Annotated in this window: 10 protein-coding genes; all 10 read right to left on the bottom strand. The window is 46.6% G+C overall.

Annotation, left to right across the window (positions count from 1 at the left end; translation table 11 throughout):
* Positions 1–185 precede the first annotated feature (185 nt).
* The gene (locus NDI35_RS00235; protein ID WP_445310974.1) at positions 186–1475 is read right to left on the bottom strand and encodes an HhoA/HhoB/HtrA family serine endopeptidase; all 1290 of its coding nucleotides are present in this window, start codon (positions 1473–1475) and stop codon (positions 186–188) included.
* A gap of 531 nt (positions 1476–2006) precedes the next feature.
* Positions 2007–3089: an AI-2E family transporter gene (locus NDI35_RS00230; protein ID WP_445310973.1), complete on the bottom strand. Its 1083-nt coding sequence runs from the start codon at positions 3087–3089 to the stop codon at positions 2007–2009.
* 261 nt (positions 3090–3350) lie between these two features.
* The gene (locus tag NDI35_RS00225; protein WP_445310972.1) at positions 3351–4421 is read right to left on the bottom strand and encodes a D-alanine--D-alanine ligase family protein; all 1071 of its coding nucleotides are present in this window, start codon (positions 4419–4421) and stop codon (positions 3351–3353) included.
* A gap of 534 nt (positions 4422–4955) precedes the next feature.
* Positions 4956–6299: a tRNA (N6-isopentenyl adenosine(37)-C2)-methylthiotransferase MiaB gene (gene miaB, locus NDI35_RS00220; protein WP_445310971.1), complete on the bottom strand. Its 1344-nt coding sequence runs from the start codon at positions 6297–6299 to the stop codon at positions 4956–4958.
* Between the two features lie 195 nt (positions 6300–6494).
* Positions 6495–7634 (bottom strand): DNA cytosine methyltransferase, encoded by a 1140-nt coding sequence (locus NDI35_RS00215; RefSeq protein WP_445310970.1) that lies wholly within the window; start codon positions 7632–7634, stop codon positions 6495–6497.
* 171 nt (positions 7635–7805) lie between these two features.
* A complete protein-coding gene (locus NDI35_RS00210; RefSeq protein ID WP_445310969.1) occupies positions 7806–8234 on the bottom strand; it encodes a hypothetical protein in 429 nt (142 codons plus the stop codon).
* Positions 8235–8391: 157 nt separating this feature from the next.
* On the bottom strand, positions 8392–10395 hold the full coding sequence (locus NDI35_RS00205; protein WP_445310968.1) for an FHA domain-containing protein: 2004 nt from the start codon (positions 10393–10395) through the stop codon (positions 8392–8394).
* A 102-nt stretch (positions 10396–10497) separates the two neighbouring features.
* Positions 10498–11025 carry an FHA domain-containing protein gene (locus NDI35_RS00200; protein ID WP_445310967.1) on the bottom strand — a complete coding sequence of 176 codons (528 nt, stop codon included), beginning with the start codon at positions 11023–11025 and terminating at the stop codon, positions 10498–10500.
* Between the two features lie 623 nt (positions 11026–11648).
* Positions 11649–11879 (bottom strand): KGG domain-containing protein, encoded by a 231-nt coding sequence (locus tag NDI35_RS00195; RefSeq protein ID WP_006631632.1) that lies wholly within the window; start codon positions 11877–11879, stop codon positions 11649–11651.
* Between the two features lie 454 nt (positions 11880–12333).
* The gene (nfi, locus tag NDI35_RS00190; protein WP_445310966.1) at positions 12334–12987 is read right to left on the bottom strand and encodes a deoxyribonuclease V; all 654 of its coding nucleotides are present in this window, start codon (positions 12985–12987) and stop codon (positions 12334–12336) included.
* Positions 12988–13013: the final 26 nt, after the last annotated feature.

The following is a 13013-nucleotide window of genomic DNA, read 5'->3' as shown; positions in this document are numbered from 1 at the left end:
TCCCGCCGGGGGTTGAAACCGTCTCATAGCACAATCCGGTTAAAACTCACCTCTTGCACCATTCTCAAAAACGGGCTCTCCGGCCCGTTCCACAAGAGATTAATTTTCTTGTGGAACAGGCCGGAAAGCCTGTTCATAAAAGGATTATTGACAATGGTGCAATATCTAAGTTGCCATCAACAATTCTACCGCTGCTGATCCGCTGGAAAAGCACCCGCTTTCACCGCCACAGTAACAGGTTGTCCGCCGCGGCTCAATTCAAGCTGCAGATCGCTGCCCACTGTACTTTTCTCGACAATTTGCTGTACGCTGCCAGCATCAGTTACTTCTGTACCGTTGATTTTCTTGATCACATCGGCAAGGCGAACTCCAGCTTGTGCCGCCGGAGAATTTCTAGCAACTCCCAAAACTAACACGCCTTTATCTTCAGTCAGCCTCAATTTCGTGTTGGGATTGTTATTAAATTCTCTCTTGATTGCGGGAGTAATGCTCAACATCCGAACGCCGAGATAAGGATGTTCGGCTTTTCCTGTTGTTACTAATTGGTCGGCAATTTGTTGTGCTCGATCGATCGGAATCGCAAAACCCAATCCTTGAGCGCCTTGAATAATAGCCGTATTCATGCCGATAACTTGACCGCGCTGGTTCAGCAGTGGCCCACCTGAATTGCCGGGATTGATCGCAGCATCAGTTTGAATAAAGTTGACGCGCTTGTCGGGAACACCGACATCGGCGCTAGAACGGCCTGTAGCGCTAATAATGCCCACAGTCACAGTATTGTCCAAACCGAGGGGATTGCCGATCGCGATCGCCCATTCTCCCGGCTGTAACTCTTCAGATTTGCCCAAACTCACCACAGGCAAATTGTTAGCTTCAATTTTAACAACAGCCACATCAGTAACTGTATCTACGCCTAAAACCTTGCCGACAAATTCGCGGCCATCCTTCAGTTTTACCGTCACCGTATCCGCGCGGTCAACGACATGAGCGTTAGTCAAAATGCGGCCATCAGAACCAAAAACAAAACCCGAACCGGAACCCCGTTCTACCCGATTTCCCGGCGCAATCGGAGATTCTGAACCGAAGAAGCGACGGAATTGCTCAGGTATCTCATCGGGAACTTGGTTTGTCACCGTGCGAGAGGAGTTGATCCGCACCACTGCCGGGCCGACTTCCTGCACAACTTTAGTGACAAAATTAGAGTCTTGAGAGGGCAGTATATTGGCAGGCAACGCTGAGATTGGCGCTGTAGTTGAAGGTTCAGCTTGAATAGCGTTAGAACTTCCAGGAACTTGAGAAGTTAGGGCGTTGCACCCAACAGTTGCGGTGGAACCCAGCAAAACAAGGGATAAAAAAGCCAGTTTTTTAGGCACATAAAAACGGCGAGAACGCACAGTTGTAGCAGGCATATTTTTGGTTGACATAGTATTGAGTTTGTGGGAGTTAGAGGGAGAGTTATAATTAGGATTTTGCATTTTTAGCACCTACTGTAATTAAATTACAACTAAAGGTTCTTTAATTTTAATTCAATCATTGATGAGGTCTGCTTGACTGGTGGGGTTTACCCTACAAGCTGGGGTAGAAACCGGACAGTGGCAGGCAAATTGTTTGTGGATTCCAGCTTTTGAGTGCGATCGAACAGGGTCTACACTGGCGAATTGCTGTCTGAGTGCGATAATACAAACTACGCTAGCCAGCTCGCATATTCCGTATTTCCCGCAAACTTTTCACAGGATTGATATCCGAAGTCAACAACAATCCTGCACTCAAAAAAACCAGGATTCGAGGCAAAATCTTCGTTGTGACCGATCGACGTTAACCTAGAAACGGGATTTTTGACCCCGCCTGCATCTAGGAAGGATAACAGCTAAAGCACCGGAAAGCCTCACCCTAAAGCAGGAAGTAAAAAACCTGTAAAGCCTCAAGCTAAAGTACCAAGTAAACCTAAGTCAGAATCGCCTGCAAAAACTCTCTTCAAATCTAAAATTTGAACCTATGGAGGAATTTTATTGCTCCATAGGTTCAATGGAACTAACCGAATCGATTTCCCTCGACTTGTTCCTCGAACTTTCCAAAATATCAACAGTATTCTTAATAAAACCAGCCATCGGCACAGCCACTAACAAACCTGCTACTCCCGCCACCTTAACCCCCACCAGCAGCGCCACTAAAATCCACACAGGATTGAGACCGATAAAACCGCCTAATAACCGAGGAGCAACCCCGCTTTCAATTATTTGCTCAATTACTGTAGCGACAGCTAAAACTGTGACGCCGAGCCAAAAGTTGTTTAATGTGATCAGCAAACTGACAATGCAAATACTGAAAGGTGCCCCGAAGGGAATCATAGTCATTACACCCACACCCAAACCGAACAGCAATCCGAAGGGAACTCGCAAAATTAAAAAAGCAACAGTGATAGACAGTCCCATCAAACCCGCCAAAGTTGCTTGCCCGACGAAGTAGTTGTGGAAGCTTCGCGCCAGCAACTCTCGCAATTGAAGGCTCAGCTTGGAGGGAAACCATTTAAACAATCCTTCCCATACGCGATCGCCGTGCAATAACAAGTAGAATGTCACGACTATTGTGAGGAGGAAATTCAACAGACTGTCTGCAGCACCCAAGCCAAATTTGAGAATTTCGCCAGTGAGAGACTGCAATTGAGAGGAAAGTCGATCGCTCAATTGGGTAGTCAAACCGCTAACATCAATGCGGAGATTGCGATTTTCCGCCCAATTGTGGAATGCTTCAATCTGTTCTGTGCCAGAAACTATCCAAGTCGGCAGTCGGGTGGCGAGTTCAGTGATTTGGTTTAGCAGAATGGGAGCCAGAGTTAGACCTAAAACCACCAATACCAGTAAAGTCAAAAACAATACCGACAAAACTGCTCGATCGCGCTTCAAGCCGTATCTGTGCAGAAAGCGCACTGGATAATCTAGCAAAAAAGACAGCACTGTAGCCACTACCAAAACTGTAATCAGGGCGCGAAAATATTCAAAGACTAGGAGGGCTAACCAGCAGTTGAGTACCGCTAGGGGAAATACCAGTCCGTAAGTCCACCACTGCGGCAGTTGAGTGAAACGTCTCATCTAAGTTAACCGAGTTAAAATTTGAGATGCAAGATGTGAGATTGACACTGCTATTTGCCGTTCTCTGTTAACCATTTTATAGTGCATTTATTTATACCCGACTGCTGAAAATTCCCAGTTGCTCGACCCGCAGCGGAAATTAGGTTGCTGGCAGGCAGTGCCTGCCACAACCATGTTATATCGTTTCCGCTGGTATGGATATATCACCTGCGAAAAAAATATTTTTTGCTGTTGGCAAGGCAGCCGTTTGCAGCGCGGGATTCAACCTTTTTCCCCGTGCCGTTCGAGAGCTAATTGAATTAAACGGTCTACTAATTCAGGGAAAGAAATGCCGTCCGCTGCCCACATTTGCGGATACATACTGGTAGCTGTAAAGCCGGGAAAAGTGTTGATTTCGTTAATCAAAACTTCTCCGGTTGATTCAATGTAGAAAAAGTCTACTCGCGCTAAACCTGCCGCGTCTATAGCCAAAAATGCTTGCACTGCCATTTCTTGGATTTGCGAGACGATCGCACTGCTGACTTTTGCCGGGATTGAGCAGTCGGCTTGTCCCTGGGTATATTTAGTTTCGTAGTCGTAGAAATCGCTTTGAAAAGTAATTTCTCCCACCGTTGAAGCTTGGGGGTTGTCGTTACCCAAAACAGCACATTCTAATTCTCTAGCAACCACACCAGCTTCGACAATTATCCGCCTGTCGTAGCTGGCGGCGCTGTCGAGAGCTGCTTCTAATTCAGCGCGCGATCGAGCTTTAGAAATTCCCACAGACGAGCCCAAATTAGCGGGTTTTACAAAGCAAGGATAGCCCAAATTTGCTTCAATTTTATCACACAGTTTGGGGAAAATGCAAGGATTAGACCAGATTTCAGAACGGTTGACAGCGATGTATTTTACCTGCGGTAAACCAGCCTGAGCAAAAGCCATTTTCATGGCAATTTTATCCATTCCCAGTGCCGAACCTAAAACCCCGGAACCGACAAAAGGAACTTGCATTAATTTCAGCAATCCTTGCACCGTACCATCTTCGCCGTTTGGCCCGTGCAAAACAGGGAACCAAACATCTACGGCATTAAAATTAGGAAACTGTCCAGCGGGAGAGTCGTCTTGTCCTGTTTGTTCCTCTATTTCCAGAGGTTTTCCGGTGGCTAAGATTTGTTGAGGTAATGTTCCCGACAGCCAGCGGCCGTTTTTTTGGATGTAAAAAGGCAGAACTTCGTATTTAGAGGCATTTTCCTCCGCAGCGAGGGCACGGGCGATCGCCCGCGCTGAACTAATTGAGACTTCGTGTTCGCCCGATCGCCCCCCGAACAATAGCCCGATCCGCATCGTTGTCATTTTTCAATACTCCTAGCACTTTTTGACAAATATACACGCAGTTAGCGCAGCCAACGCAGAAACGAACCGCCTTAAAACTACTTATCTCCTCCCTCCCACTCTTCCTCTGTGTTCTCTGCGATCTCTGCGGTTAAAATCCCCCCTCCCGCCTGTCAAAAGCCTAAATTCACCCCCGGTCATTTTCAGTTAAAACGTCGCCACAATCCACAGGAAACAGCCACAGTTACTCAAAAATTGCATCCTTCCACTCCGCATTCGATCCCGGTTTCTTGCCCTGAATTGAAACTGTTTATTTCCTTCATCGTCTTTCAGCGCACTTAGATATTCCCGGAATTCAAGACTCCAGTCCTGCTTATTTTTAGAAATAGTTATTGGTAGCAAAATGCGAATTAGTTTCTGCATAATTTGCTGCTGGTAGTAAATTATTTTTTGCCAGGAATAAAGTGGCGATTTGACACCATAAAATTTATGTTTTGAGTATTGAGTTGGCCAACATTATTTTTGGTAATTCAACTCAAAACCCAAAACTCAAAACTATTCCACCATTTCTCCAGTCAAACTAAAAGCGCGAATATCTTTAATTTTAACCCGCACAATTTTACCCGCCAATTCTGCAATATCGCCCTTAAAAAATGTGAGACGATTGCCGCGAGTGCGTCCCATCACCTGAGTTGAATCTTTGAGATTCTGGACTTCCACCAAAACCTCTTCAGTGCGTCCGAAATAGCGCTGCGATCGTTCCATCGCCGTTGTTGTAACTACATGATTGATTCGTTGCAGGCGATCGGCTTTCACCTCCTCACTCAACTGATTTTCCCACAAAGCCGCTGGCGTCCCAGGGCGAGGCGAATAAGCCGCAGTATTCACCAAATCGAAACCAACGTCTTCGATTAACTTCAAAGTCTTCTCAAACTGGGCTTCCGTCTCCCCAGGAAAACCGACAATCGCATCCGCAGTAATCGAAGCATCCGGCATATAATGGCGAATTGTATCAATAATCCGGCGGTATTTCTCCTGAGTATAGCCTCGCGACATCGCCTTCAAAACATCATTATCCCCGGACTGAAAAGGAATGTGAAAATGTTCGCAAACCTGCGGTAATTCAGCACAAGCCTTAATCAATCTTTCCGTAAAATAGCGCGGGTGGCTAGTAGCAAATCTGAGGCGATCGACTCCCGGCACATCCTGCACAAAATAAAGCAAATCCGTCAAAGTATGCTGGTTGCTGCCGTCCGGTTTTGTCCCCGGCAAATCGCGCCCGTAAGCATCAATATTTTGCCCCAACAAAGTTACTTCCTTGTAGCCTTGGTGGCCCAAATCCTCCATCTCCGCCCGAATTGCCTCCGGCATTCGCGACTGTTCAACCCCGCGAACATTGGGGACAACACAATAAGTGCAGCGTTCATTGCAGCCGTAAATTACATTCACCCAAGCAGTCACCTTGCTGTCGCGGCGCGGCTTAGTAATATCCTCCATAATCTCAACAGCTTCAGTCGCCACAACTTGATTGCCCTCAAAAACTTGTTCCAGCAAATCTTCAAGTCGGTTAGCGTGTTGCGGCCCCATTACTAAGTCTAATTCCGGTACTCTCCGCAGCAGCGCTTCACCTTCCTGCTGCGCCACGCATCCAGCTACAATTAAAGTTAAACCCGGTTCTTGGCGCTTGCGATGAGCTTGCCTTCCGAGGTTAGAATAAACTCTTTGTTCGGCATTGTCGCGAATCGTGCAAGTATTGTAGAGAATCAAGCTAGCTTCGTTCGGGTCTTCCGAGAACTCAAAGCCCATATTTTCCAGAATGCCGGCCATCCGTTCCGAGTCGGCTTTATTCATCTGGCATCCGAAAGTAGTGATGTGATAGCGGCGGGGTTTAACGGTCATGGCGAATTGCAGGCAAATAAAAAATATAGGTTTTCAACCTTAACACTTTATTATAACACTTCTCTGTTAAACGACATACGTCTGGGAATTGGGAATTTTAATAATTAGAGGGTGTGCAATGCGCCCCTTATCGCTACAAATAGTTTTAGATACCGACAAAATCTGCGAAGTCGGGTATCTGGCTATTCTGTTTTTTTAGTGATATAAAAACTGTAAAATTGTTTTGGCAATACCTTGTGCCGCCAAATAAGGAACCCCATTGCCAACAGTTTTAAACATATTAGTCAACGTCATTTTGGCCGGCAGTGCAAAATCTTTTGGCAGTGACTGAATAGCCAGTGTTTCTGCAACAGAAAGCCGGCGAAGTTTGTAAGGGTGCAAGTGAACTTCGTTATTGCCGTAACAAGCTGTTGGTGAATAACGCCATCGGTGCAATCGCTTGAAAGATTTTTTTGAATCATCTCCTTCATCAACGGAAGCAAACCGCTTAAGGCCTGCTTTGGGTTGGAAATAGTGTTTGGCATTGGGATGGTTGAGAACGTCATTTTTTTGGAACCAAAATTCTACCGTTAAATCTTGAGGAATGCCATCAGGACAAGGCAAGAAACCCTCACCTGCAAAGGCAGTTCTATCAGGCCAAGGATGAGAAAAAATTTCTGATTTGGGATATAATACCTGACTTTGCCAAGGAAATAAACTTTCGGCTAACATTGGGCTTTTTTCCTCTAGGGAAATGCCCAGATTTTTGACAAGGTTTTTTCTAAGTCCAATCAAAATAATTCTCTCCCTATCTTGCGGAACCCCGTATTCTATCGCATTAATTAAACGTTCGCCAAAAACGTACCCGGCATCCGCCAACTGATGTTTTAGTTGGTCGTAAAAAGCTTTATGTTTTTTTGTTCTCCACAAACCTTTGACATTTTCAAATAAAAAGAAATCTGGCTGCTGCTGACAAATCAATTCAATGTATGAAGCGGAAAGTTTGCCTTTATCTCCTTCTTGACCTCGGTTTTTGCCACCAATAGAAAAGTCAGGACAAGGTGGCCCCGCGATAAATCCTACAATATCGTGATGCTTGCGGGCATCCTGCATTAATTCCCGCAGGCGAAAAGCTGGTTCTCCCCCTACCAGTCGAGTTACATCTGCTTCCTCTCCTTCGCAATATCCGTATTCTGGTAGTGGCAAATTCAGGCACTGCCGAGAATAGCGGTATGCTTGCATGAAAGGTGGGAAAATTTCATTGACATACGCTACATTAAAGCCGATCGACTCAAAACCCAGATCGAGCAAGCCAGAACCCGAAAAAAATGAGAAAATACAAGGAGGACGGTGCATTGAAGGATCACAGCAATTTTGAGTTGAGCTTACTATAAATTATGTTGGGTGCCCAGGGCTCGGTATACCTGACTATAAATTCTATTGGGAATTAGGAATTGGGAATTGGTAGAATAGCCGGGGCGGGTTTGAGGCGATTATTGTTGGTAAAAACCGCCGCTACAGGTATTATTACAACCATTGCCCGCCTCGGAAACGCCAGTGGGGAAACAAAATCCGCATCAGTGTTTGGGATGCCAGATAAATAGCCAGCCACACTAAACTATAATGCCAAGCAAAAGCTCCCAAGTCAAAATCTTTTGCAGGTATCCCCGGCAAACCGATAATTTTGATTAAAAATAACACAAAAAGCGCTTCCCAAATTCCAGCGAGTAATTGAAACGCGCCGGGCCAATCTCGATCCCAGCGAAACTGCTGGATGTAGATATATAAAGCATCCCAGCCGAGACCAAAAATCGCTACATACCCTAAAATCCAGAAAAAAATGGCTCCAGATTTGGAGGTCATTAAACCTATAAAAAACGGCAGCGTTACTAAAACGCCTACGGTTGCAAATAGCAATAACCGAGTTTGCCAACGGCCGGATAAGGTGGGAGTCATGCGATTTTAGATTTTAGATTTTAGATTTTAGATTGAATGGGAAGGTTGTTCGATTTTAGATTTTAGATTTTAGATTTTAGATTTTAGATTGAATGGGAAACTTTGTTAAATCCCTTAAATCCTGTACATTGCTTGTTGCCGAACTTCGTCCTTCAAATTAGTCGGGAGATTTATTTAAAATCCACTTCAACCACTGCACAAACGATCGCCAAACGCTCAATTTCCGAACACCAGCAACTCGGTGGGCGGCCAGACTTTCAACAGAACGCAAGGCGGCGTATTGCAAGCCCAAAAAACTGTCTACCGGCGCGTAAGGCCCACCCAAAGTAATCGCGCCTGCTGCGTATACCCGGCCTTCTCCGTTGCTAGCAGAAGAATTCCGCAATTCGGGCACTTCAAAATCGTTGTTAACACTCAGTCGCCCCAAACCGTTGAGGGGAAGATTGTATTGAACTACCAAATCGTTTAACAGGGGACTGGTTTTTACCTTAGCGTCCAAACCCGTAGCATCAATAATAAAATCAGCTTCTAACTTAATTTGCCCTTTAAGTTCCTTCTCCTGAATGTACGTCACGGTGCGGTTTTGACTGTCGCGCTCGACTCGCTCGACTTCCCCGAAGGTAATTTGATACCATCCTTGACTTAAGCCTTCTTTGACAATCCGCCGCCAGTCGCTGCGCTGGGCTGTGGTAGTGCCGCCCCAGTCTGTGAGCAACTGCGGCCGCAATTCAGGGGCGGCTTTTTCCAAAAGTACGCGGAGTTCCCCACCCCAGCAAGCTTTCGGCCAGTTGAAAGGTTGAAATTCGTAGTGATTTTCGACGCTGCGCTCAGCGAGTTTAAATTTGTTACCTTGAGGTTTGGGCGATCGCATCAAATGCAATACTTGAATATTACGGTTCCGCTGTCGCGCTTCGTAAATTCGCTGCACCACCCGCGAAGCGACTATTCCCCGACCTCTGATTAACACGCTGCCGCCCCTGGCCTCCAATTTTTCGTAAACGCCGTCGTGGCTTTCGTAAGCGTTGACAACCGACTCAAAATCCTGGGTTGTTTCGCGATAAGCTTGCAAGTCCGGCAAAAATTGAATGGCGGGATAGCCGGTGGCTAAGTGTACGTATTTGGCGATTAAAAAAGCGTGTTCGCGGTGATCCGCATCCGATCGAGAATAAGCGATCGCGTACCTGCCGTCATCTGTTTTGCGAATTCCCCGCACTCTACCGTAGCGAAACATCTGATTCCACCCAATTCGATCGACTTCCCTGTCAATAGAATCAAACACATTCCCTGCGCGAGGCGTATAAGTTTCGGCAAAAGTCGGTTCAGCAAATACCTGCCACATCAACTTCAACGACATCCCCAAACGCCCTTTGAGCAATTCCTGCCAAGCTTCCCGCAAAGCATAGGGAGGCCACCCCCAAATATTGTCTGGACAAGAGTCAGAATTCGATCGTAGGCGTTCCCGCAGCGGAATTTGAGAATTCAGGCACAGACGCAGGTAGCGGGCGTAAGGCTGGTTTTCCATGCCCAAAACCGCAATTCTATCGATTTTCACGCCGCAAATTCTCAGCAAATCCACCCAAATAAAGCTGCCCAAACCGCCGCCAACGGCAGCCCAATCAACTTCTGTCACAGGCAGTCCCCTAGATTCGAGCGATCGCATTGACACTTGAGAAGCTTGCAAAAATGCGATCGGCGGAAATTCTTCCCTACTAATTGTTTGAGGAAGCTGCAACATTATTGGCTGACCCAACGCGGGATCTGGCCCATTGGTCTGCGGGTTAAAGAAAATGTGAAAATTGACCGACGGCGTTTCAGGGGAATTCACAGCAAAAGAAATGCCGATCGCGTAGGGCCCAACTTGCAGCATATCCCCGTTTGCCAGCACGCACCGGGTTTGGCGAACGCCGTTGACAAAAGTACCGTTGCGGCTACCCGTGTCAGTAAGTAAAATACTGTTACCTTCGGTGCCAATCACTGCGTGAAAGCGAGAAACTTGACTGCTGCTGAGGGCAATTCGAGAAACTCGTTTCCCGTTGATTGTGGCGGGCATAGCTTCAAAAATTCGTCCCAAAGCGATGGGTAAGTCGAGTATGGGGGATCGACAATCCCCTGTAGCTGTATCTGTCCAAGTCAGTCGCAGGCGCAAGGGTTGAGAATTCATGATTTTTTAAACATCAGCCGTCGGCTTTGAGCTTTCTGCAAAAAAAGATTTTTGAAGTTGAGAGTGTTTAGCGGATAGCCCGATTTTCCCTTTTTCAAACTCTCACGGAGAGATCATCACACTCGCCGCCGCCGCCAAAGAAGTACCGCACCACGGACACCCCGCATTCAACTGCGCGTAAGGCGAAATTCGGCTGCACTTGGGACACTGCAAACCATATTTTGAAGGCCCCGTCGGTTGAAAGTTACCAGGTGCGGGAGGCCCCAGCAAAACTGTCTGGGGCGCGGCTACCTGCACCTCCGTCACATTCACCACCTCGATTTGCACTTGCCCTAAATGGATGTGGCTTCCTGAGTTCAATTTTGCTTCACCTAGGGCGAGAATTTTTCCATCTACCAGCGGCGGATTGCTTTGGCGCAAATTCCGCACTGCATACTCCTGCAATTCCTGATTAAAAAATATTTCAACGTGCAGCCCCGATACGCTGGGATGCGAAAATACTATATCGCACTTCGCCGGATCGCGCCCTAGCCTCACGGTTCCCGGATTTTTGCTCGGCTGTCCGTTTTGAATGGTTCGAGTTTGACGCACCCCAGCTTCTGTCCATGCTAAAGTTAGCTGGTTTGTCATGATTCGTATAGTTTGCTCAAAAATATAAAAAAATATTAACTGATTTATTTTGAGGACGGAGTTCCTCACCAAAAAACTTAATTATAATTATTGGGCCCGACTCGATCGAACTTCCTTCTAATATCGTTTCCGGTTGCATCGGAATAATAAAATCGAGTCAACAGTTAACACTCAACTATTCAGTTTTTCGACCCGCCCGTCAACAGTCAACAGTCAACAGTCAACAGTCAACAATCATTCGGGTGCAACCGGAATTGATATAAAAATATTATGTGCAGCTAAACAAAAAAGCCCTGAGTTCGGGGCTTTTAGTGCTCGTATTGGCTTGTTTTGAGAGACTGACTCGCGCTAGCCAGCTTTTCTTTCCCGCAAAATTATTGACCCCTGTGCAGCTTTGTTAAAAAATTGCCGTTAAAGATTTGCCAGCGATTGCTAAAAACTACTTGCTGTGGGGTTTTCAAATTTGCAAAGCTTTGGTGCGCTAGTGACGAATTTTGGAGGTTGGGCGATCGAACTACCTTGGGAAATTCGATTGCCCCACCTCCTCAAACGTTCACTGTCCTAGTGCTATCTCTAACGCTGCAACTGTGCAATCTTTCATTACAGGGCCAGCCTTGAAAGACTTAAGCTTCGCTCTTGCGGCTTTTCCGACCGCCTTCGCGACCAATTTGAGCCATGTGTTCGCGATTTCTGCTGACAGCTTCGCCACCTTTTTGACCAGCTTGTCTGGCTTCTTCAGGGGTGAATTCGTGTGCAGTTCCTTTCTCGTGTGCAGCTTTTCCGCCTTTGCTAGCAATTGCGCGCTGTTTTTCTGCATCCATAGAAGCGAATCCGCGTTTGCTTTTCTCAGCCATGACTGTCTCCTTGTTTGTTTCTGATTTTTTAGCTCGATCGCGCCTTCGCCTCCCACTGTCGTGGTTACTTCCAGTCAGTGGTGAGATATCCGACGGTAATTTATGAAACCTCATCACACGAATCTAAGCTTTTGGTTTAACTCGCAGGATGAGTCTTTCATAATTTACAAATGTGAACTAAAAATAGTTCACGCCCGGGCACTATAGTTAGAGCCGACAATGTTTTAAGCTGGTTACTGTCTTTCAATCATTCTATAAACCCCCCCAACTTTTATACCTCTTTCTCAGGTATAGTCATTCTTTAGTTCGCTGGAAGGATGGAACCGAAAGCTGATTGGCGGTAGACTCAGAGGATTTTTTAACTAGGGCGGCGCCACCTCAAAAATTAAAAGTCCAAAGACGGATGCTTTTTTGGTCTTTTTACTTTTTTTTTGATGCCTTCCGCGCTTGCCAGTTATCCCGATGTTAGTTGGTCTGCCGATCGAGTTGTTTCTGGTAAGCGATATTTTGGGGCGCAGCGCAGGACGTACTCGATCGCACTTATCAAGTTTACCTTATGACCTATCGAAACATACATCGGCTTTACCCCTGTTTGCGTCCTTAGCGCTGCGCCTATCGTTGATCCCTCCAGCAGCAAGGGTTGCCAACTGCCCCGATCGAGTCCGACTTCTGAATGTTCTCCAATAAATCGATTTTTGGCAACTCCGATCGTGGGAATCCGTGTCAAAACCCCCAAATGGCACGCAAGACCGAATCTCCGGGGGTGGGCTAGTCCTTGACCGTCGCACAATATCAAGTCTGGCGTCAAACTGATATTTTCCAAAGCTTCGAGAACTGCAGGCACTTCTCGAAAAGACAGGAAACCCGGAATATAAGGAAAAGTTGTAGGACTGCGAACCACAGCTTGCTGCTGTAACTGCAAGTCGGGAAAACTCAGAACTGTTACAGCGGCCCGCGATACATCGTTTGCACTGTCGTAGCCGACATCTACGCCTGCGACGTAGCGAACTGTCTCCAGTTGATTGGCGGTAATTACCTCTGACCGAAGCTGTTCTTGAATGGCGATCGCCTCTTCAACTGTCTGCGGCCAAGGGTGTCGCTGCAACATTTTGATTTTTCTTCAACCGTTCTCAT

The sequence above is a fragment of the Microcoleus vaginatus FACHB-2002 genome (assembly GCF_040004035.1).
GTDB classification, from domain to species: domain Bacteria; phylum Cyanobacteriota; class Cyanobacteriia; order Cyanobacteriales; family Microcoleaceae; genus Microcoleus; species Microcoleus vaginatus_C.
This window is presented reverse-complemented; position numbering and strand designations above follow the sequence as displayed.

Bases quoted from the DNA above. Each gene is read 5' to 3' on its own strand.
- NDI35_RS00235 (WP_445310974.1), bottom strand. From the start codon at position 1,475: ATGCAAAATCCTAATTATAACTCTCCCTCTAACTCCCACAAACTCAAT.
- NDI35_RS00215 (WP_445310970.1), bottom strand. From the start codon at position 7,634: ATGCACCGTCCTCCTTGTATTTTCTCATTTTTTTCGGGTTCTGGCTTG.
- NDI35_RS00230 (WP_445310973.1), bottom strand. From the start codon at position 3,089: ATGAGACGTTTCACTCAACTGCCGCAGTGGTGGACTTACGGACTGGTA.
- NDI35_RS00200 (WP_445310967.1), bottom strand. From the start codon at position 11,025: ATGACAAACCAGCTAACTTTAGCATGGACAGAAGCTGGGGTGCGTCAA.
- miaB (WP_445310971.1), bottom strand. From the start codon at position 6,299: ATGACCGTTAAACCCCGCCGCTATCACATCACTACTTTCGGATGCCAG.
- NDI35_RS00195 (WP_006631632.1), bottom strand. From the start codon at position 11,879: ATGGCTGAGAAAAGCAAACGCGGATTCGCTTCTATGGATGCAGAAAAA.
- NDI35_RS00205 (WP_445310968.1), bottom strand. From the start codon at position 10,395: ATGAATTCTCAACCCTTGCGCCTGCGACTGACTTGGACAGATACAGCT.
- NDI35_RS00225 (WP_445310972.1), bottom strand. From the start codon at position 4,421: ATGACAACGATGCGGATCGGGCTATTGTTCGGGGGGCGATCGGGCGAA.
- nfi (WP_445310966.1), bottom strand. From the start codon at position 12,987: ATGTTGCAGCGACACCCTTGGCCGCAGACAGTTGAAGAGGCGATCGCC.
- NDI35_RS00210 (WP_445310969.1), bottom strand. From the start codon at position 8,234: ATGACTCCCACCTTATCCGGCCGTTGGCAAACTCGGTTATTGCTATTT.